This is a genomic window from Pseudomonas sp. JE3303, from assembly GCF_056312565.1.
Genome location: NZ_JBWGIF010000006.1, coordinates 106,371 through 125,003, shown reverse-complemented (window position 1 = coordinate 125,003; position 18,633 = coordinate 106,371). Strand labels below are relative to the sequence as shown.

Here is an 18,633-nt window from a genome sequence, read left to right as displayed (position 1 = left end):
CTGCCCCAAAAACGCAAAAAGCCCTGAATAATCAGGGCTTTGAATATGGCGGAAGCGTAGAGATTCGAACTCTAGGATAGTTGCCCATCGACGGTTTTCAAGACCGTTGCCTTAAACCACTCGGCCACGCTTCCTTCGTTTTGCGGCGGCCATAATACCGTAATGAAACAAGCTGTCAAACACTGTGTGTCGCGGGCTGCGGCGGCTCTGATATGATCCTTGCATCTTCACGTTACAAAACCCACAGGAGTGTCGCCATGCGCGAACAGGATTATGCACTGAACCACGGCCAGCAGGTCGAGCAGCAGGAGGTTAGCCGCATCCTGCGCAACACGTACAGCCTGCTGGCACTCACCCTCGCCTTCAGCGGCGTCATGGCTTTCGTCGCTCAGCAGATGCGGGTGGGCTACCCGAACATCTTCGTCGTGCTGATCGGCTTCTACGGTCTGTTCTTCCTGACCAACAAGCTGCGTGATTCGGCCTGGGGCCTGGTGTCGACCTTTGCCCTGACCGGTTTCATGGGCTTCATCCTCGGCCCTATCCTCAACCGCTACCTGGGCATGGCCGGTGGCGCCGAGGTTGTCAGTTCCGCCTTCGCTATGACCGCCCTGGTGTTCGGTGGCCTGTCGGCCTACGTGCTGATCACCCGCAAGGACATGAGCTTCCTCAGCGGCTTCATCACCGCGGGCTTCTTTGTCCTGCTGGGTGCCGTGGTGGCCAGCTTCTTCTTCCAGATCAGCGGCCTGCAACTGGCGATCAGCGCTGGTTTCGTGCTGTTCTCGTCGGTCTGCATCCTGTTCCAGACCAGCGCGATCATCCACGGCGGCGAGCGCAACTACATCATGGCGACCATCAGCCTGTATGTATCGATCTACAACCTGTTCGTCAGCCTGCTGCAGCTGTTCGGCATCATGGGTCGTGATGACTGACAGGCAAGCGTCTCGAGAAAGCCCGCTTCGGCGGGCTTTTTTGTGGGCGTCTGGTACTACCGCTGCGCGGCACCGGGCCGTAGAATGCGCTCCTTTTTTCTGCCGGGGCAGCTTACCCATGAGTTCCATCGAACATGAGCCGAGCGCGGCCGCGCCCAACAACGAACTGGTGCTGGGCCTTGAGGACAAGCCTCGGCCGTTGATCGGCATGCTGGCGGCACTGCAGCACCTGCTGGCGATCATCGTGCCGATCGTCACCCCTGGCCTGCTGATCTGCCAGGCGCTGGGTGTCTCGGCGCGCGATACCAACCTGATCGTATCCATGTCCCTGGTGATCTCCGGCATCGCGACCTTCGTGCAATGCCGTCGCTTCGGGCCGTTTGGCGCGGGGCTGCTGATCGTACAGGGCACCAGCTTCAACTTCGTCGGGCCGCTGATCGCGGGCGGCGCGCTGATGGTCAAGCAAGGCACGCCGGTGGAAGGCGTGATGGCCGCGATCTTTGGCGTGGTGATCGCCGGATCCTTCGTGGAGATGGGCGTGTCGCGCATCCTGCCCTTCATCAAGAGGCTGATCACGCCGCTGGTCACCGGCATCGTGGTGCTGATGATCGGCCTGACGCTGATCAAGGTGGGGCTGATCAGCATGGGCGGTGGGTTCGCGGCCATGGGCAACGGCACGTTCGCCAACGGCGACAACCTGCTGCTGTCGGGCGTGGTGCTGGCGATCATCGTCGCGCTGAACCGTGTGCCGGTGGTGTGGATGCGCAGCTGTGCCATCGTTATCGCCCTGGCCGTGGGCTACGCCCTGGCGGGCTACATGGGCCGGCTGGACTTCACTGGCATGCACGAGGCTGCGCTGTTCCAGGTGCCGATGCCGCTGCATTTCGGCCTGAGCTTCTCGTGGGCACTGTTCATTCCGATGCTGGTGATCTACCTGGTGACTTCGCTTGAAGCCATCGGTGACGTCACTGCCACCAGCAAGGTGTCGCGCCAGCCGGTCGAAGGGCCGGTGTGGATGCAGCGGATCAAGGGCGGCGTACTGGTCAACGGCGCCAATTCCCTGCTGGCAGGTTTGTTCAATACCTTCCCGAGCTCGATCTTTGCCCAGAACAATGGCGTGATCCAGCTGACAGGTATCGCCAGTCGCCATATCGGCATCTGGATCGCGGCGATGCTGGTGCTGCTGGGCCTGTTCCCGAGCGTTGCCGGGGTGATCCAGGCGGTGCCAGAGCCGGTACTCGGCGGCGCGGCCATGGTGATGTTCGGCGCCGTCGCGGCCTCGGGTATCAACATCCTGGCCAGCACCCGCCTGGACCGCCGCGCACTGCTGATCATCGCGGTGTCGCTGGCGCTGGGCCTGGGTGTGGCGCAGGTGCCGGAGTTCCTGGCGCACATGCCGGCGGCGCTGCGCAACGTGCTGGAATCGGGCGTGGCCACGGGCGGCATCTGCGCGCTGGTGCTGAACTGGTTCCTGCCGGAGAGCAAGGAACAGGCCTGACGCCTGCCCGCTGCGACACAAGCCCGCGCCTACAGGTGCGGGCTTTTTGCTTTATCATGGCGGCAGATTTGCTGACAGAGCCCTTCATGAAATTCGCCATCGCGGTTTTTTCCCCGGCCCATGCGCCCTCCTCGCGCCGCGCCCTGCGTTTTGCCCAGGCTGCGCTGGCCGGCGGGCACGAGATTGTCCGGCTGTTTTTCTACCAGGACGGCGTGCACAGTGCTTCGGCCAACGTGGTGGCGCCGCAGGATGAAACGGACATCGCCGCCCAATGGCGCGACTTCGTTACCGAGCAGCAGCTCGATGCCGTGGTGTGCATCGCCGCGGCCCTGCGCCGTGGCGTGCTCAACGACGACGAAGCCAACCGCTACCAGCGCCCGGCGGCCAACCTGCCGGCACCCTGGGAACTGAGTGGCCTGGGTCAATTGCACGAGGCGGCGCAACTTGCCGATCGCCTGGTCTGTTTTGGAGGCGATTGAGATGGCCAGATCCATGTTGATCATCAGCCGCCACGCGCCGTGGAGCGGCCTGTCGGCGCGCGAGGCACTGGACATCGCCCTGGCGGGCGGGGCATTCGATCTGCCCTTGGGCATGCTGTTTCTGGATGACGGTGTATTTCAGCTGAGCGGTGGGCAACAGCCTGCCCTGCTCCAGCAGAAAAACCTCTCCGCCAACTTGCAGGCCTTGCCCATGTTCGGCGTCGACGAGCTGTACGCATGCGCCCATAGCCTGGCTGAGCGCGGCCTCGAGCACGGCGCGCTGGACCTGCCGGTGCAGGTGCTGGACGCCGCTGCGCTGGCCGCCCTGATAGCCCGATTCGACCAGGTGGTGACCCTCTGATGACGACCCTTCATGTCATTGCCCATTCGCCTTTCGGCGACAATCGCCTGGACAGCTGCCTGCGCCTGCTGGGCCCCGAGGATGGGCTGCTGCTCTGCGGCGATGCGGTTCACGCCCTGCAACCTGGCAGTGCGCCACGGCAGGCGCTGCAGGCTGCGGCTATCGAGACGCGGCTGTTCGCCCTCGACGAAGACCTCCAGGCCCGCGCCATCAGCACCGACCTCGCCAAGCCGGTCGACTACGCGGCCTTCGTCGAGCTGTCGCTTCACTATGACAAGGTCAACGCCTGGCTATGAATACCCTGACTGTCGGCGATCGGCAGATCGCCCTGGACAAGGACGGCTTCCTGGTCGACCTGCAAGAGTGGTCCCCTGAAGTGGCCGAGGCCCTGGCCGGGCGCGAACAGATCGCCCTGACCCCGGATCATTGGGACATCCTCGAGCTGCTGCGCCAGTTCTACGGGGAGTACCAGCTGTCGCCGGCAACCCGTCCGCTGATCAAGTACACCGCGCTCAAGCTGGGCCCTGAAAAGGGCAACAGCCCGCACCTCAATCGCCTGTTCAATGGCACTCCCGCCAAACTTGCCGCCAAGCTGGCGGGCCTGCCGAAGCCGACCAATTGCATATGAACGAACCTCGTCCGCTGACCCTGGAAACCCCTGCTGAGCACCCCTTCGCCGAATTCGTGCGCATCCTGGGCAAGGGCAAGCGCGGTGCGCGCGGCCTTGACCGCGAAGAAGCACGCGCCGCCATGACACTGTTGCTTGGAGGCAAGGTCGAGGACACCCAGCTGGGCGCCTTCCTCATGCTGCTGCGGCACAAGGAAGAGAGCGCCGACGAGCTGGCGGGCTTCACCGAGGCCCTGCGCGCACACCTGCAGGCCCCTGCCCTGGCCGTGGACCTGGACTGGCCGACCTACGCTGGCAAGAAGCGCCACCTGCCATGGTACCTGCTGGCGGCCAAGTGCCTGGCGGCCAACGGCGTGCGTATCCTGATGCACGGCGGCGGTGCCCATACCGCCGGGCGGATGTACAGCGAGCAGTTGCTCGCCCTGCTCGAGATCCCCCTGTGCCGCGACTGGGATGCGGTGGCGAAGGCCCTGGATGACCAGCACCTGGCATTCTTCCCGCTGCAGGACTGGGCACCCCAGCTGCAACGGATGATCGACCTGCGCAACACTTTGGGCCTGCGCTCGCCGATCCACTCGCTGGCCAGGGTACTCAACCCGCTGTCGGCGCGTTGCGGCCTGCAGAGTATCTTCCATCCTGGCTACCAGGCAGTGCACCGCGAGGCAAGCCGCCTGCTGGGTGACCGCGCGATCGTGGTGAAGGGAGATGGCGGCGAGATCGAGATCAATCCCGACGTCATCAGCCACCTCTACGGCACCGCCGACGGCGAGTCATGGGATGAGGAATGGCCGGCCATGAGCGTCCAGCGGCACGTCAAGCCAGCGACTCTGCAACCCGAGCACCTGCAAGCGGTCTGGCGTGGCGAAGCCGAGGACAGCTATGGTGAATCGGCGGTATTGGCGACCATGGCCTTGGCCTTGCGTGGCCTGGGGCAGGATCGCGACGAAGCGTTCGCAACGGCTGCCCGCTATTGGGAAGCGCGTAACGCCCGCTGAATCATCGAATCAATCGATCAATACCCCGCAGTCTTTGCGCTAATTGCTCGAACGATACGCCGTAGACTGGGCTCTAACGAGAATCACCACTCCAAGGAGCTCGGCATGGGCCTTTTGATCGATGGCCGCTGGCATGACCAGTGGTACGAAAACAGCAAGGATGGCGCGTTCCAGCGCGAAAACGCGCAGCGGCGCAATCAGTTGCCCTCCGCCGAAGCCGGCCGCTATCACCTGTATGTGTCGCTGGCCTGCCCTTGGGCTCATCGCACGCTGATCCTGCGCGCCTTGAAGGGCCTCGAGCCGTTGATCGATGTCTCGGTGGTCAGCTGGCTGATGGGCGACCACGGCTGGACATTCGACCAGGCCGAAGGCTCAAGCGGCGACCACCTGGACGGCCTCACCTACCTGCACCAGCGATATACCCTGGACGACCCGCGCTACACCGGGCGCGTTACCGTGCCGGTGTTGTGGGACAGGCACGAACGGCGCATCATCAACAATGAGTCGGCCGAGATCATCCGCATTTTCAACAGTGCGTTCGACGGGCTGACCGGCAATCGCCTGGATCTCTATCCCGAGCCACTGCGCCCGGTGATCGATGCGCTCAACGAGCGTATCTATCCTGCAGTCAACAATGGGGTCTACCGCGCTGGCTTCGCCACCACGCAACACGCCTATGAAGAGGCGTTCGATGAAGTATTCAGCGAACTCGACCATCTGGAAGAACTCCTAGGCCGCCAGCGTTACCTGGCTGGCGAGTACCTGACCGAGGCCGACGTGCGTCTGTTCACCACCATCGTGCGCTTTGACGCCGTGTATTTCGGGCACTTCAAGTGCAACCTGCGGCGCATTGCCGACTACCCGAACCTCACCCACTGGCTACGCGAGCTGTACCAATGGCCGGGGATCGCCGAGACGGTAAACCTGGAGCACATCCAGAAGCATTACTACATGAGCCACAAGACCATCAATCCAAATGGCATCGTGCCCAAGGGACCGGCGCAGGATTTCACCGCACCGCACGACCGGGAGCGCTTGGGCGGCCGGGGTATCTGGCACAAGACTGGAATCTGAGGAACCGAGGCGAGAGGACCAGGCTGGAAGCAGAAGCCAGCCTGGGAATGGAACGGCGCGGTCACTGAGGCAAGCAGTGACGCCATCCCCGCAGCATCATTTCTCCTCCATGACCGCCTTGCCCTTCACCGCCTTCGGTCCACCAATGGCCCAGGCGATCAGACCGACAATGGGTACCCAGACAACGAAGATGATCCAGAGCATCTTGCGCTCCGCCCTGCGTTCACTGCCGATGATGTGCCAGATGGCCCAGATTTCCAGCAGGATCAGCACCGCGGCCAGGATGATCCACATCGTTCCGATTTCCATGAGCGTTCTCCTGTCAGTTATGTAACTGCATTGAGTGCTCAGGTGCGGCAAGGGTTCCCTCGAATCGCCTTGCCCGGGCCAGGTTGCCTGCTGCGCTTGCACCTGTTCCAGGGCCGCCCTGAGCTCGGCGGCGCTGTCGTACTGCTGCTGGGAGATCAGTACGCCTTCCTGCAATTGTAGCCACAGCACCTTGCTTTCGCTGCCAGGATATTGGCTGGACATGTTCAATTGACCCTTGAAAAGGTAAGTCTTCTTATGCACGCGCCGACCGCCTTGCAGCGCCTTGCAAGATAGCGCAAAAAAGACCAACGATTGAACGTGACAGCAGCACATCAAATACTCCAGAATCAACTCACCCCCAACTAATTCTGACGCCAGTTTATCTTCGCTCAAACTAGCGTTGATTTATTGACGTCAAAACTCGTTCATATAAAAAGTATAATTAATAGTGGCGCTTGGCCATTTAATGAAATAAAGTTCACACCATTATAAAGAAGCGCACTAAACCATGAACTACGCCACCCTCATGAAGATGGTTGCGCTGCAACTGTGCTTCGCCACAGGGGTATATGCGCAAGATACGGTAAACACCACCAAGTCGCTGTCTGGCCAACGCACGCTCAACCGGGCCGAGGTTGCCGGACTGGTAATGGGACAGACCGTCACGATGCAGGGCCGGGCGTTCTACGACAGTTTTTCAGCGGCCTGGAACGAGCTGGACGAGTCGGGACGCTTCACCGTATCCGTGATCGAACGCCCTACGGCGCGCCTCGGCAGCCAGGTGTTCGTCGACTATGGCAACCGCCGTTTGCTGCAATTGTTCTTGCCGCCCAACCGAGCGCAGATCCCTGCCTTGGGTGCGAATGCCGCGGCGCAAGTGTTTCAGGCCATCCTCGATTATCAGGTTGCGCAGTTCTTTGGTGATCCGGACTTGGGCCGTGACGAATTATGAAGGGATCTCAGATGTTTCGTATCTCCGCAGTTATCCTGAGCCTTGTCATGGGCTCGCTGGCAACCAGCCTGGTGCAGGCCAGTGAACTGGTCTACGTGCCGAACAACCCTTCCTTTGGCGGCAATCCGCTCAATGGCCCAGTGCTGTTGAACCAGGCAACTGCGCAAAACAAGTTCACCGAAAGTTCATCTTCGACTTCGTCATCGGCACAAACCGCCTTGACCCAGTTCAACAGCATGCTGCAGAGCGCGATTCTCAGCCGGGTTTCCTCGGCGGTGACGTCCAGCATTGTTGGCGAAGATGGCCGCCTGACGCCGGGAACAGTGGAAACCACTGATTTCACGATCAACATCACCAATCTTTCGGGCGGCCTGCTGCAGATCGTGACCACCGACAAGACGACGGGACAGACTACGCAGTTTCAAATAAATCAGCCCTGATCTGTTTGATGTAACCGACGCTCCACAGCTTTTAGCGCATTGCCTTGCAATCGACGCGCGGGTCCGCTTGCGCACAAAAACTGAAGAAAGATAAATCTGGAACATAGGAAGGTATCCATGAACGCACGTAAATCGCTTCTGTCCATCGCCGTACTGGTTGCCATGTCCGGCGCTGCCGTCGCTGACAACGGTACAGTCAACACCACTCAGACCGGCGCCAAGAACGCCCTGACTGTCGACCAGTCCTTCGCTTCGGGTTCGAAAACCACCATCAACCAGACTGGCACCCAGAACGCCTCGGACGTTGACCAGACTGGCCGCCGCAACACCGCCACCGTTACCCAGGTGTCTGGCGCTGGCGTGGCTGACGACGTCAAGCAAGTTGCCAAGCTGAACCAGGGTGGCCGTGACAACGACGCCACCATCTATCAGGAAGGCACCACTGCCACCAAAGTCACCGCTACCATCAACCAGGGCCTCAATGGCGGCAGCTTCAACACTGCCGGCATTACCCAGGTAGCTGGCCGTGGCAATGCCCAGGCGCTGATCAACCAGGGCGGCGACGCCAACAAAGGCTTCATCACCCAGAACAAGACCATCGCAGGCTCCGCGACCGTCACCCAGGGTGGTTCCTCCAACTACGGTTCGATCAACCAGAACGACAGCTACATGGGCGAGTCGGTCAAGGTGACTCAATCGGGCCTCGCCAACAAAGGCACCATTACCCAGTCCGACACCGACTTCAAGAACTCCAGCATCACCCAGAGCGGCGCCCTCAACGTTGCTACCGTCGAGCAGAGCAACGCCAACTTCGGCAGCGCCGACATCACCCAGAACGCGCTGTTCAGCGATGCCACCGCCTACCAGCGCTCGGGCAACAACATGAACGCCACCATCAACCAGACTGGCATCAGCAACAGCGCTACCACTGACCAGTCGGGCCACAACCATACCGCCAACGTCAAGCAGCAGCTGGGCTCGGACAATGGCCTGGTCTCGGTTACCCAGCGTGGCAACTCGCAGAAAGCCGAAGTCACCCAGACCTGGGGTAGCAACAACGTTGCCTACGTTAGCCAATCTGGCGCGTACAACGAAGAAAACCTGCTGCAGAGCGGTTACAACAACACTGCAACCATCACCCAGACCGGTACCGCCGCTGCTGGCTATGCCAACACCGTCAGCCTGACCCAGAGCGGCAACCTGCAGTCCGCTACCGTCAGCCAGTCCGGCGGCGCCAGCAACAGCGCTGTGATCGTCCAGCGTTAATCGCCACCGTTCGGTTTGAAGATGTTGTTCCCCGCCGCGCACTGCGGCGGGGATTTCCCTGGAGTAGAAACATGCGCGCCCGCAAACTGTCATTGGTGATCATCGCTGCGTTGCTGGCGAGTGGTTGCGTCACCTCGCGGCCCGCTGGCACCACGTCCGCAGCCAGTATTTCACCGCCCACCGAGAGTACTCGGGACCTGGCGCGGCTACCGGCACCTGCCGGCCCCATTTCCGTCGCGGTATATGGCCTGCGCGACCAGACCGGTCAGTACAAGCCTTCGCCCGACAGCTCATTTTCCACATCGGTTACCCAAGGCGCTGCGTCGCTGCTGGTGACCGCGCTGCGCGACTCACGCTGGTTCAAGCCGGTTGAGCGCGAAAACCTGCAGGACGTACTGACCGAGCGCAAGATCATCCGCGCCCTGGAACAACCGCAAGATCAGTCGCAGATGCAACTGCCGGCCCTGCGCCCGGCCAACCTGCTGATCAGCGGCGCCATCGTCGCCTATGAAAGCAACGTGCGCACCGGCGGTATCGGCGTGCGCTACCTGGGTATCGGGCCATCGGAGCTGTATCGCCAGGACCAGGTGACGATCAACCTGCGGGCGGTGGACATCCGCAGCGGCGACATCATCCAGAGCGTGACCACCACCAAGACCGTGTTCTCCACCCAGGTGGACTTCGGCATCTTCAAGTTCGTCTCGCTCAAGCACCTGCTGGAAGTCGAGACCGGTTTTTCGCGTAACGAGCCGGTGCAGCAGTGCGTGCGCGAAGCGATCGAAAGCGCGTTGATCCACCTGATTGCCCAGGGTGCCCGCGACGGCAGCTGGAACCTCAAGAACCCTGAGGATCTCAAGCAGCCGCTCTTGCAAGGCTACCTGCAAAACTACGATGAGCAGACCATGACCAGGCCCATCAGTGTGTCTGACCAAGGCGTGTTGACCAACGGAGAAAAGAATGGCGCACTCTAGGCGTTATCTGGGTACCGCACTGGCCGCGGCCTTGCTGCTGGCCTCCGCCGTGGGCCAGGCGGCCGACCTGGTGTCCGAGGGCCGCTATGTCGGTCTCGGCGGCGGCAGCCAGCTCGACCTGTCCCAGGCAGGCAGCTACAACGAGACACGTATCGATCAGGCCGGCCCTTCGCAAAGGCTGATGCAGACACAGCAGGGTGTCGCGAACACCGCCCGTATCGCCCAGAGCGGCGCAAGCAACCTGGCCTCTGCCTATCAGGTGGGCTTTGGCAACGACCTGTCGCTGAACCAGTCAGGCAGCTACAACCAGGCAGCCGTCGCCCAGGTCGGCAGCCGCAACCAGGCCTCGGTGGTGCAAAGCGGAGCCTACAACCAGGCCTTCGTCGGCCAGTACGGCCAAGGCAACCAGGCCACCGTGACCCAGAGCGGTTTCGGCGGAACCGTCTCGGTGACCCAGTACGGCAACAACTCCACTGCAACGGTGACCCAGCAATGATCATGGACTACTCGCAACTGGCGGTAGCCATCGACACCGAATACAGGGACTCGGCCGTGCTGATCCGGCCGCGCATCGACAATCCCGTCCCGCTCACCCTGGGCTATCGTCTGACCATCAGCCAGACCATGGGTGGCAATACCTCACAGATCAACCAGCAGGGTGAGTTGCATACCGACGAAGCGTCGTCGAGCGTACGGCTCAGCCTGCCCGGCAGCGGAACATGCCTGGTGCATCTGGAGGTCTTTGATAAAGACACCCTGCTCAAGTCGGTCGAGCGCGACTGCGCGCCAGAGTGACGGAAGGGCCACCTGCAGGCCCAGTTGTATTTGCTCTCGCCGCGCCGCACACTCTCGCCGCCCAGCACCTGCCATGGAGTCGAAAGTGCCTACCGCCCGCCAGTTCAGCAAGAAAACCAGCACCTCGAACATGCTGCGGACCAAGTCCGCCGCAGGCGAGGGCCAGGCGCCCTACCGCGTCGGGTTTGTCTTGCTCGAACACTTCTCCATGGCCAGCTTCACCGTGGCCATGGATGTGCTGGTCACGGCCAACCTGCTGCGGGGCGACAGCTTTCGTTTCGCGCCGATATCGCTGACAGGCGAGCGCGCCCTCAGCGACCTTGGCCTCGAACTGATCGCCAGCGAGCTGAACCCCCAGGAACTGAAGCACCTTGACCTGCTGGTCATCTGCGGAGGCTTGCGCACCCCGCTGAAATACCCGGAACTAGACCGGCTGCTGGCCGATTGCGCAGCTCACCACATGGCCTTGGGCGGGCTGTGGAATGGCGCGTATTTTCTGGCCCGTGCCGGGGTGCTGGCCGATTACGATTGCAGCATCCACCCCGAGCAGCGTGCGAGCCTCGCCGAGCGCAGCCCGCAAAGCCGGCTGATTCCGTCGAGCTTCACCCTGGATCGCGACCGCCTCACCGCCGCGAGCCCCAATGGCGCCATGGAGTTGATGCTCGGACTGGTGCGCCGCCTGCTTGGCGATGCGCTGGCCGAGGGCGTCGAGGAGATACTTTCCTTTTCCGGCGCGCGCTACCGGCAGGTAGGGCCTGGTGCGAAGAAATCGATGAGCCTGCACCTGCGCACCATTGTCGAGCTGATGGAAAACAACCTGGAGGAAACCCTGAGCCTTGACCAGCTCGCCGCCTACAGCGGCCGTTCCCGGCGGCAGATCGACCGGCTGTTCCAGGCCCAGCTTGGCACCTCGCCACGGCGCTACTACATGGAGCTGCGGATCACCAAGAGCCGCCGCCTGCTGCAGTATTCCGACCTGTCGGTGATGGAAGTGGCAGTGGCGTGCGGCTTTGTCTCGGTATCGCACTTCAGCAAATGCTACGCGGCCTATTTCGGCTATTCGCCGTCGCGAGAGCAGCGCCTGGGCGTATAGCCGGCCGCACCTGCCGTCAGTCTTCCAGAGGCTTGGGTGGACCAGACGGTTTGACAGGCTTGGCGGGCTTGGTGTCCTTGGGGGGTTTGGCCGCAGTTGTGCTGGCGACCGGCTCGGGCGCGGTGACGGCCTTTTCGGTGGCTGGCAGGGCATCCACCGCATCCAGAATGGTTTTCGCCTCGATCCGGGTGGCGCCATCATCATCCTTGAGCATGTGCCGCTCGCCATCCTTGCCGATCAGTATCACCTTGGTGCCCTTGCTGGCCCCAAGCTTGAGCTCACGGATCAGCGCCATGGTGGTCTGCTGTTCGAGATTCTTGTCCTCGCGTTTGCCAACCATCCCCGCCACGCTGTAGAGCACCAGGCTGCGTTCCTTGAACGCCGACTGGGTCGCGGCATCCTTCAAGGCTTCGTTGAGGCCGCGTAGCGTCGGGTCGGCGGAACTGGGTGCAATGACCACCAGTGGCCGTGCCTTGCCAAGGTCCTGGGCCAGGGGGGCATCGCTGTCGGCGGCCAGCACGGGGCCGGCGGCAAACAGGGCGGCGAGGGTCAGTGACCGAACGAACATGCGCATCTCCTTAACGTTTCCGTAACTCAAAGACTACAGATCTTGTCGAAATATCCGACGTACGAGCCTAAACCAGTCTCTGCATCGAGTGCGCCAGGCAAAGGTAACTTTCGTTTACCAGGTCCAGGCGCCACGGATAGGGGCATTCCCCTGTAACTGAGCATAGTTCAGCCCCTGCCAGATGAGCAGATGGACACAGCGTTGCAATCGGTTCAGAAAAGCGAGATCTGCCGGCTGATCAGCGCCGTGAAGTCGTCCTCCACAAAGGGCAGGATGGCATCCGCGATCGGCTTCAACTGGCGGCTCAGGTAATGGTCGTAGTCGATCGGCGACTGGCGGTTTTCAAGCGGCTCGGGGCCGGACGTGGTCATCACGTAGCGGATCCAGCCGCCGCGCTGGTATTGCCGGGGGCGCTTGTGCAGCAGGTTGTACTCATCGGCCAGGCGCGCGGCGCGCACATGGGGCGGGACATTGCGCTCGTAGTCGGCGAGCGGCCTGCGCAGGCGCTTGCGGTAGATGAGCAGGTCGTCCTGCTCGCCGGCCAGCGTGCAGCGCACGTATTCGCGCAACCAGTCGCGGTAAGGCTGACGCCGGAAGATCCGCCCATACAGCTGTTGCTGGAACTCGCGCGCCAGCGGCGACCAGTCGGTGCGCACCGACTCCAGGCCCTTGAAGACCATCTCGTCCTCGCCCTCGGCACGCTGCACCAGGCCGGCATAGCGCTTTTTGCTGCCTTCGTCGGTGCCACGGATGGTCGGCATCAGAAACCGCTTGTAGTGGGTCTCGAACTGCAGCTCTAGGGCGCAGTCCAGGTCCAGGGTTTCGCGCAGGTGCCCTTGCCACCAGCGGTTGACCAGTTCCACCAGCCCACGGCCGATACGCGAGGCTTCGTCTTCGTCGACAGCGCGCTTGAGCCAGACGAAGGTCGAGTCGGTGTCGCCGTAGATCACGTCAAAGCCCTGCGCCTCGACCAGCTCACGGGTGCGGCGCATGATCTCGTGCCCGCGCAGGGTGATGGACGAGGCCAGGCGCGGGTCGAAGAATCGGCAACCGTTGGAGCCCAGTACGCCGTAGAACGCGTTCATGATGATTTTCAGCGCCTGCGACAGCGGTGCATTGCCCTCGCGCTTGGCCGCCTCGCGCCCTTGCCATACCCGCTCGACAATGGCGGGAAGGCTGTGCCGGGTCCGCGAGAACCAGGCCCCGCGAAAACCCTCGACCGCATGCTCCGCATCGGGCTGACGCAAGCCTTCGACAAGCCCCACGGGGTCGATCAGAAAGGTGCGGATGATCGAGGGATACAGGCTCTTGTAGTCCAGCACCAGCACCGACTCGTAGAGGCCGGGACGCGAATCCATGACAAACCCGCCCGGGCTGGCTTCGTCCGGGCGCGAGCCGAGGTTGGGCGCCACGAAACCCTGGCGGTGCATCAGCGGGATGTACAGGTGGCAGAACGCGGCCACGGAGCCGCCGCTGCGGTCGATCGGCAGGCCGGTGACGGTGGCGCGTTCCAGCAGGAATTCGAGCAGCCGCGTGTGGCCGAAGATCCGCGTGACCAGCTCGCAGTCCTTGAGGTTGTAGCGTGCGAGCGCCGGCTTGTCTTCGCGAAACATCCGGTTGATCTCGTCCATGCGCTGGTACGGTGTGTCGATGGCCTTGCCATCGCCAAGCAGGGTCCGGGAGACGTTTTCCAGGCTGAACGAGGGAAAGCTCCAGGTCGCCGAGCGCAGCGCCTCGACGCCATCGATGATCAGGCGCCCAGGGACATTGGCGAAAACGTGCGCGCGGCTACCTTTCTCGCGCAGCGCCAGTGGCGCACCATCGCGGCCAAGGTACAAGGGCACCTGCAGGCGCGTTGCATGCTCCTGCAGCACTCGGATGTCGAACTGAACGACGTTCCAGCCGATGATCACGTCCGGGTCGTGCAGGGCCAGCCACTCATTCAGTCGCTCGAGCAGCTGGGCACGGTCGTCGCAGTAGTGCAGGTCGAAATCCAGCGTGCCCGCGTCGCCGTTGGCGGGACCGAGCATGTACACCACGCGCTGCCCACAACCCTCGAGGCCGATACTGTAGAGCTCGCCTCGCTCGGTGGTTTCGATGTCCAGCGATACCAGACGCAGGGCTGGACGATAGTCGGCAGCAGGCTTGAGTTGCGCATTGCAGAGGGTGCCCTGGGCATCGGGTGTACCGCTGAACTGCACGGGCGCGGTAATGAAACGCTCCATCAGGTAGCGCTCTGGCGGGCGGATATCGGCCTCGTACACATCAATGCCCGCGGCGCGCAGGTTTTTTTCGAGCTGCATCAGCTGCCGATGCTGGGGACAGTAAAGACCCATGACAGGACGCTGTTCAAAGTCGCGCAGTTGCAGGGGCCGCAACTCGGCACCCGGCTCGTCGCACAACAGCGCCCTCGCCTGCTCTTCCTGCTCCGCCGCAATGAACGCCACCGACGTCTGCGGGGCAAGGCGTACGCATCGAGCGCCCTGGTCGGTAGCCAGCCAGAACTCCACGCAGGTGCCCTCGGCGGTGTCGTGCCAATGCCGGGTCAGGAGGAAGCCGTGCTGTAACTCCGCCACCTCAGCCATAGAGGAAATCGATGTCCTTGTGGGCCAGCGGCGGCACCTGCCCCAGCAGGAAGTCGCGCAGCTTGTGCATCTGCCGGGCCTTGGGGCTGGCCTTGAGCCAAGTCATGTAGTAGCCATCATCGGTCGCCACGGCATGCTTGTAGGGTGTGACCAGGCGTCCTGCGGCAAGGTCGGCGCTGGCCAGCACCAGGTCTGCCACGGAAATCCCCAGCCCTTGCCCGGCGGCAGAAATCCCCTGGTCGAGCGTGTCGAACACCTGCCCCTGGTCGATGTTGATGTCCAGCGCATCCATGCGTGCCAGCCAACGCCGCCAATCGCGCCTGTCGGGCGAAGGGTGGAGGATTTCGCACTCCTGCAGAGCCGACAGCGCCGGCTCGCTGCTGCTCATGTAGTCGGGATGACAGACCGGGATCAGCCACTCATCGAACAGCTTGACGCTCTCGACATCGGCGGGAAAGTGGCCGTTGCCCAGCAGGATGGCGCAATCGAAGGGCTCTGAGTAGAAGTCCACGGTGTCGATGTCCATCCACACGCTCGCCAGTTGCACGCTGCAACTGTTATCGACTTTCTTGAAGCCATCCAGGGCGCGCAGCAACCAGCGCACGGTGAGGGTGGACGGCGCCTTGAGACGCAGGCCGTAGCGGTCCTGGCGCAACAATGCGCAGGCGTTCTCGATGATCTTGAAGCCGACCTTGAGTTCCTGGGCCAGCAGGCGCCCGTGCTCGGTCAGGTAGAGCTTGGGGCCACGGCGCTCGAATAGATCGCAGCCAAACATCGACTCGAGGGTCTTGACGTGATGGCTGACCGCGCCCTGGGTCAGCGCGAGCTCTTGCGCCGCCCGGGTGAAGGAGCCGTAGCGCGACGCCACTTCGAAGGCGCGCAAAGCGTGCAGGGCCTGAATCCGTTCCGACATTGCCGGCTCCGATCATGAGTGAGACTAATAGTAGGTCACAGTTTCAGGCGTTTTACAACGGATTCTGATTTTCCGAAAATGCAGCTAAATAATTAATACATATACCAACACTGCATATAACCATTCATAAAGTTATCTTACTGCTGGGGCAACCATGTTTACGGGTTATGGAAACTGCTACCGCCTGGATGCGCTGGAGCTCGCCGCTGAACATACTGATCATCCACATCACTGGACGTTCCAGACCGTACAACATTTCAAGACATTGCTTGCCAATCCGGAGTTCCCCTGCCTGTTCGGCCGCAAGGCTGTTGCCGCCAGGACGTGCTACATCGTGTTTGCCCGTGCCGAACAATTGGCGAACGACATTGCCATCGGCCTGGCCGACTACATACGCACCATCGAGCCGGTGCCGGTCAAGCAACGCATAGGCAGTCCCCTGCTGGCATTCCTCGAAACCCCGGGCCTGAGCACCCTGGCCGAGCAGCAGGCATTGGCCTGGTCAGTCCTGCAGAAGGTCCACGCACGCGACCCGCACCCTTGGCCGCAGGCGGTGCCGACCGACCCGGAGGATAACCAGTGGTCGTTCTGTTATGCAGGCATGCCGCTGTTCATCAACATGAGTTTTCCCGCACACCAACAGATGAAAAGCCGCAACTTGGGCAACGCTATCGTCTTCGTCATCAACCCGCGCGAAAGTTTCGATGAAGTGGCCAGTGCACAGACCGAGAGTGGCAAGCGGATTCGCGAACGCATCCGTGAACGGGTGCGCCATTACAACGACGGGATCATGCCCGACAGCCTTGGCTTTTTTGGCCAGGACGACAACTTCGAATGGAAGCAGTACCAACTTCAGGAGCCCGGCTCTCTAGACCTGGCCCGGTGCCCCTTCCATAACCGTGCAACGCCTGACACACAGATCGAGAACTGACCGTGAATACTGCCCTGACCGCCACTTATGCCCTCACTGTCCTGCTGCTGATCGCGACCCCCGGGCCAGTGGTCGCGCTGATCGTCAATACCGCGGCCGCCTCCGGGTCCCGCAAGGCGCTGTTCACCGCGCTGGGCACCAACTGGGCCTCGCTGGTGCTGATCGGCGCCGCCGCCTGGATCATCATGACCAGCGCGGCCATCGACCGCGCCTGGCTCAGCGCCATGAGCCTGCTCGGTTGCCTGTTCATCGGCTATATCGCCCTGAGCACCTTGCGCGAAGCCTGGAACCTGCCTGCCCAAGGTACCGTCGAGTCCGCTGAGAAACCGGATCGCGGCGGCCTGTGGCACGGCTTCATGGTGGGCATCTCGAACCCCAAGGACATCATCTTCTTCATCTCCTTCTTCCCGCAGTTCATCCAGATCACCGAGTCGTTCGGCAAGAGCATGGTGGTGCTGTCGCTGCTCTGGATCGTCATCGACTTCGCGGTGCTCAGCCTTTACATCTTCGCCATCGGCAAGATCGCGTCGCAGCGGAACAACCGCCTGATCAGCCTGGCGTCCGCCGTTGCCTTGTTGCTCATCGCCTGCGTGGGCCTGGCCTATAACGTGCGGGAGCTGACGCTCTGAACCCCGCCCAGCCCTTGCAGCAGGACTACCAGCAGTTCCTGCTGCTGGGTAGCCGGCGCGCCCCGTACACTTTGTACATGCACGAGCGCGGCTATCGATCGGGCACCATCAACACCGATGCCCTGGGCTTTCGATACAGCTACCTGGCGGGCCAGCGTTTCTCGGTGGCCGAACGCGGCCGCTCGACGCGCGTCAACCTGCTGGTTGGCGGCTCCACCGCCCTGGGCATCGGCGCCAGCTCCGACGCGAACACGGTGGCGTCCTGCCTGTCGATGCTCACGGGAGAAGTCTGGTTGAGCCTGGCCGGCTGCGGGCACAACGCCACGCAAGAGCTGATGATGTTTCTCGACCATCAGCACCGTTTCGGCCAGCTTGGCCATGTGGTGGTGCTCAGCGGGCTCAACACCCTGGCCCATGAAGCGCTGAGCGACGCCTTGGCTGGTGAGCCGCATCCGCAGCGCGCACGCGCTTACCAGGATTTCCTCAATACCTTCAACGAAGGGCTGCACCGCTTCGAGCAAGAGCGTCCCGAATCACTGATGCAGCGATTGCGCCAGGCGCTGGTGCCTGCGCGCGGCACCTGCCCGGCACTTGCCATAGAGCCCTTGTCGGCCCCGGACAAGCGACTGACCCGCGCCGCCGACAGCATCGCCCGCACCCTGCTGCAATGGCAGCGCCTGCTCGCCGACAGTCACGCTACCCTCACCTTCATTCTCCAGCCGCTGTTGCCGTGGTGCCGGGAAACGCCTCCCCCAGGCGAGCAGGAGATGCTCAGGAACCTCAACACCCACCCGCGCAACTTCGACCGCCTGCTCACCGGGGTGCTCGACAACCAACTGCACGCGGCTTTTTTCCAGCGCATCAGAAACCAGTGCGATCCGGTCAACTGCCATGACATGAACAGCATGCTCAGCAGTTCCCCGGTATTCGGTGAACACCTCTTCATCGACCGCTTGCACTTCAACGATCTGGGCAACAACGCCCTGGCCAAGGTCATCACCGCCAAGCTTGGCCTGGCGCACGAAAAGTACTTGAATCGAAAGGCGACTTCGATACGGCTCGTTACAGACTGATGGAAGTGGGTTTCGGCGCGGAGCATGCATGGCTAGAATAGGGCCTTGTCGCTTCTGATTCGCCTGAGACGTACAGTACTGCCATGAATATCGAAGTCGTCCACTGCCCGGCCATCGCCGGCTTTCGCACCTTGCCGCAGGCCC

Annotated in this window: 22 protein-coding genes and 1 tRNA gene; 18 read left to right on the top strand and 5 right to left on the bottom strand. The window is 62.2% G+C overall.

What is annotated here, in order from left to right; all coding sequences use genetic code 11:
• Nucleotides 1-46 precede the first annotated feature (46 nt).
• A tRNA-Ser gene (locus tag AC0ZZU_RS10365) sits at nucleotides 47-134 on the bottom strand.
• Between the two features lie 123 nt (nucleotides 135-257).
• On the opposite strand from AC0ZZU_RS10365, the gene AC0ZZU_RS10360 reads away from it, so the two are divergent.
• The 8 genes from AC0ZZU_RS10360 to AC0ZZU_RS10325 all read left to right on the top strand — a co-directional run bounded on the left by AC0ZZU_RS10360 (nucleotide 258) and on the right by AC0ZZU_RS10325 (nucleotide 5,964).
• Nucleotides 258-929 carry a Bax inhibitor-1/YccA family protein gene (locus tag AC0ZZU_RS10360; protein ID WP_158460733.1) on the top strand — a complete coding sequence of 224 codons (672 nt, stop codon included), beginning with the start codon at nucleotides 258-260 and terminating at the stop codon, nucleotides 927-929.
• Between the two features lie 118 nt (nucleotides 930-1,047).
• Nucleotides 1,048-2,427, top strand: coding sequence for a nucleobase:cation symporter-2 family protein (locus tag AC0ZZU_RS10355; RefSeq protein ID WP_476340473.1), 1,380 nt, complete (start codon nucleotides 1,048-1,050; stop codon nucleotides 2,425-2,427).
• An 86-nt stretch (nucleotides 2,428-2,513) separates the two neighbouring features.
• Nucleotides 2,514-2,906 (top strand): sulfurtransferase complex subunit TusD, encoded by a 393-nt coding sequence (tusD, locus tag AC0ZZU_RS10350; RefSeq protein ID WP_476340472.1) that lies wholly within the window; start codon nucleotides 2,514-2,516, stop codon nucleotides 2,904-2,906.
• Nucleotide 2,907: 1 nt separating this feature from the next.
• Nucleotides 2,908-3,267: a sulfurtransferase complex subunit TusC gene (gene tusC, locus AC0ZZU_RS10345; protein ID WP_476340470.1), complete on the top strand. Its 360-nt coding sequence runs from the start codon at nucleotides 2,908-2,910 to the stop codon at nucleotides 3,265-3,267.
• The gene (gene tusB / locus AC0ZZU_RS10340; protein WP_476340469.1) at nucleotides 3,267-3,563 is read left to right on the top strand and encodes a sulfurtransferase complex subunit TusB; all 297 of its coding nucleotides are present in this window, start codon (nucleotides 3,267-3,269) and stop codon (nucleotides 3,561-3,563) included. Before tusC ends, tusB begins: the two co-directional genes overlap by 1 nt.
• Entirely contained in the window at nucleotides 3,560-3,895 is a 336-nt protein-coding gene (locus AC0ZZU_RS10335; protein ID WP_476340467.1) for a TusE/DsrC/DsvC family sulfur relay protein, read from the top strand. Before tusB ends, AC0ZZU_RS10335 begins: the two co-directional genes overlap by 4 nt.
• 14 nt (nucleotides 3,896-3,909) lie before the next feature.
• Nucleotides 3,910-4,890, top strand: a complete 981-nt coding sequence (locus tag AC0ZZU_RS10330) for a glycosyl transferase family protein (RefSeq protein ID WP_476340734.1) — start codon at nucleotides 3,910-3,912, stop codon at nucleotides 4,888-4,890.
• Between the two features lie 105 nt (nucleotides 4,891-4,995).
• Nucleotides 4,996-5,964, top strand: a complete 969-nt coding sequence (locus AC0ZZU_RS10325; protein ID WP_476340466.1) for a glutathione S-transferase family protein — start codon at nucleotides 4,996-4,998, stop codon at nucleotides 5,962-5,964.
• A 96-nt stretch (nucleotides 5,965-6,060) separates the two neighbouring features.
• Here AC0ZZU_RS10325 and AC0ZZU_RS10320 read toward each other — a convergent pair whose 3' ends face one another.
• A complete protein-coding gene (locus AC0ZZU_RS10320; protein ID WP_158460741.1) occupies nucleotides 6,061-6,273 on the bottom strand; it encodes a PLD nuclease N-terminal domain-containing protein in 213 nt (70 codons plus the stop codon).
• A 508-nt stretch (nucleotides 6,274-6,781) separates the two neighbouring features.
• Between AC0ZZU_RS10320 and AC0ZZU_RS10315 the strand changes: the two genes are divergently transcribed.
• From AC0ZZU_RS10315 to AC0ZZU_RS10285, 7 genes are all read left to right on the top strand, one after another.
• Nucleotides 6,782-7,225, top strand: coding sequence for a CsgE family curli-type amyloid fiber assembly protein (locus tag AC0ZZU_RS10315; RefSeq protein WP_476340464.1), 444 nt, complete (start codon nucleotides 6,782-6,784; stop codon nucleotides 7,223-7,225).
• Nucleotides 7,222-7,665: a curli assembly protein CsgF gene (locus tag AC0ZZU_RS10310; RefSeq protein WP_476340463.1), complete on the top strand. Its 444-nt coding sequence runs from the start codon at nucleotides 7,222-7,224 to the stop codon at nucleotides 7,663-7,665. Before AC0ZZU_RS10315 ends, AC0ZZU_RS10310 begins: the two co-directional genes overlap by 4 nt.
• A gap of 117 nt (nucleotides 7,666-7,782) precedes the next feature.
• Nucleotides 7,783-8,931 carry a hypothetical protein gene (locus AC0ZZU_RS10305; protein ID WP_476340462.1) on the top strand — a complete coding sequence of 383 codons (1,149 nt, stop codon included), beginning with the start codon at nucleotides 7,783-7,785 and terminating at the stop codon, nucleotides 8,929-8,931.
• Nucleotides 8,932-9,002: 71 nt separating this feature from the next.
• Nucleotides 9,003-9,902 carry a CsgG/HfaB family protein gene (locus AC0ZZU_RS10300; RefSeq protein ID WP_476340461.1) on the top strand — a complete coding sequence of 300 codons (900 nt, stop codon included), beginning with the start codon at nucleotides 9,003-9,005 and terminating at the stop codon, nucleotides 9,900-9,902.
• Entirely contained in the window at nucleotides 9,889-10,398 is a 510-nt protein-coding gene (locus tag AC0ZZU_RS10295) for a curlin-associated protein (RefSeq protein ID WP_476340459.1), read from the top strand. The genes AC0ZZU_RS10300 and AC0ZZU_RS10295 overlap by 14 nt, the downstream gene beginning before the upstream one ends.
• Before the next feature lie 2 nt (nucleotides 10,399-10,400).
• Nucleotides 10,401-10,697: a curli-like amyloid fiber formation chaperone CsgH gene (locus tag AC0ZZU_RS10290; protein ID WP_476340457.1), complete on the top strand. Its 297-nt coding sequence runs from the start codon at nucleotides 10,401-10,403 to the stop codon at nucleotides 10,695-10,697.
• 85 nt (nucleotides 10,698-10,782) lie between these two features.
• Nucleotides 10,783-11,790 carry a GlxA family transcriptional regulator gene (locus AC0ZZU_RS10285; RefSeq protein WP_476340455.1) on the top strand — a complete coding sequence of 336 codons (1,008 nt, stop codon included), beginning with the start codon at nucleotides 10,783-10,785 and terminating at the stop codon, nucleotides 11,788-11,790.
• Between the two features lie 16 nt (nucleotides 11,791-11,806).
• Here the strand turns inward: AC0ZZU_RS10285 and AC0ZZU_RS10280 are convergent, their stop codons facing one another.
• The 3 genes from AC0ZZU_RS10280 to AC0ZZU_RS10270 form a co-directional block, all read right to left on the bottom strand.
• Nucleotides 11,807-12,358: a DUF4174 domain-containing protein gene (locus tag AC0ZZU_RS10280; RefSeq protein ID WP_476340453.1), complete on the bottom strand. Its 552-nt coding sequence runs from the start codon at nucleotides 12,356-12,358 to the stop codon at nucleotides 11,807-11,809.
• Between the two features lie 212 nt (nucleotides 12,359-12,570).
• Nucleotides 12,571-14,943, bottom strand: a complete 2,373-nt coding sequence (locus AC0ZZU_RS10275; protein WP_476340451.1) for a DNA polymerase II — start codon at nucleotides 14,941-14,943, stop codon at nucleotides 12,571-12,573.
• A complete protein-coding gene (locus tag AC0ZZU_RS10270) occupies nucleotides 14,936-15,856 on the bottom strand; it encodes a LysR substrate-binding domain-containing protein (RefSeq protein WP_476340449.1) in 921 nt (306 codons plus the stop codon). Before AC0ZZU_RS10270 ends, AC0ZZU_RS10275 begins: the two co-directional genes overlap by 8 nt.
• A gap of 154 nt (nucleotides 15,857-16,010) precedes the next feature.
• Here AC0ZZU_RS10270 and AC0ZZU_RS10265 point away from each other — a divergent pair, with 154 nt between their 5' ends.
• From AC0ZZU_RS10265 to AC0ZZU_RS10255, 3 genes are read left to right on the top strand one after another with little or no spacing between them, the layout of a single operon-like run.
• Entirely contained in the window at nucleotides 16,011-16,787 is a 777-nt protein-coding gene (locus AC0ZZU_RS10265; RefSeq protein ID WP_476340448.1) for a YqcI/YcgG family protein, read from the top strand.
• 2 nt (nucleotides 16,788-16,789) lie between these two features.
• On the top strand, nucleotides 16,790-17,416 hold the full coding sequence (locus AC0ZZU_RS10260) for a LysE family translocator (protein ID WP_476340447.1): 627 nt from the start codon (nucleotides 16,790-16,792) through the stop codon (nucleotides 17,414-17,416).
• A gap of 14 nt (nucleotides 17,417-17,430) precedes the next feature.
• Complete coding sequence (locus AC0ZZU_RS10255) at nucleotides 17,431-18,489, top strand: hypothetical protein (RefSeq protein ID WP_476340446.1); 1,059 nt, start codon at nucleotides 17,431-17,433, stop codon at nucleotides 18,487-18,489.
• Nucleotides 18,490-18,633: the final 144 nt, after the last annotated feature.

Coding starts and splice junctions, on each gene's coding strand:
- AC0ZZU_RS10280 (WP_476340453.1), bottom strand. CDS start 12,358: ATGTTCGTTCGGTCACTGACCCTCGCCGCCCTGTTTGCCGCCGGCCCC.
- tusC (WP_476340470.1), top strand. CDS start 2,908: ATGGCCAGATCCATGTTGATCATCAGCCGCCACGCGCCGTGGAGCGGC.
- AC0ZZU_RS10320 (WP_158460741.1), bottom strand. CDS start 6,273: ATGGAAATCGGAACGATGTGGATCATCCTGGCCGCGGTGCTGATCCTG.
- AC0ZZU_RS10295 (WP_476340459.1), top strand. CDS start 9,889: ATGGCGCACTCTAGGCGTTATCTGGGTACCGCACTGGCCGCGGCCTTG.
- AC0ZZU_RS10355 (WP_476340473.1), top strand. CDS start 1,048: ATGAGTTCCATCGAACATGAGCCGAGCGCGGCCGCGCCCAACAACGAA.
- AC0ZZU_RS10325 (WP_476340466.1), top strand. CDS start 4,996: ATGGGCCTTTTGATCGATGGCCGCTGGCATGACCAGTGGTACGAAAAC.
- AC0ZZU_RS10310 (WP_476340463.1), top strand. CDS start 7,222: ATGAAGGGATCTCAGATGTTTCGTATCTCCGCAGTTATCCTGAGCCTT.
- AC0ZZU_RS10315 (WP_476340464.1), top strand. CDS start 6,782: ATGAACTACGCCACCCTCATGAAGATGGTTGCGCTGCAACTGTGCTTC.
- AC0ZZU_RS10335 (WP_476340467.1), top strand. CDS start 3,560: ATGAATACCCTGACTGTCGGCGATCGGCAGATCGCCCTGGACAAGGAC.
- AC0ZZU_RS10360 (WP_158460733.1), top strand. CDS start 258: ATGCGCGAACAGGATTATGCACTGAACCACGGCCAGCAGGTCGAGCAG.
- AC0ZZU_RS10305 (WP_476340462.1), top strand. CDS start 7,783: ATGAACGCACGTAAATCGCTTCTGTCCATCGCCGTACTGGTTGCCATG.
- AC0ZZU_RS10270 (WP_476340449.1), bottom strand. CDS start 15,856: ATGTCGGAACGGATTCAGGCCCTGCACGCTTTGCGCGCCTTCGAAGTG.
- AC0ZZU_RS10290 (WP_476340457.1), top strand. CDS start 10,401: ATGGACTACTCGCAACTGGCGGTAGCCATCGACACCGAATACAGGGAC.
- tusD (WP_476340472.1), top strand. CDS start 2,514: ATGAAATTCGCCATCGCGGTTTTTTCCCCGGCCCATGCGCCCTCCTCG.
- AC0ZZU_RS10275 (WP_476340451.1), bottom strand. CDS start 14,943: ATGGCTGAGGTGGCGGAGTTACAGCACGGCTTCCTCCTGACCCGGCAT.
- tusB (WP_476340469.1), top strand. CDS start 3,267: ATGACGACCCTTCATGTCATTGCCCATTCGCCTTTCGGCGACAATCGC.
- AC0ZZU_RS10265 (WP_476340448.1), top strand. CDS start 16,011: ATGTTTACGGGTTATGGAAACTGCTACCGCCTGGATGCGCTGGAGCTC.
- AC0ZZU_RS10300 (WP_476340461.1), top strand. CDS start 9,003: ATGCGCGCCCGCAAACTGTCATTGGTGATCATCGCTGCGTTGCTGGCG.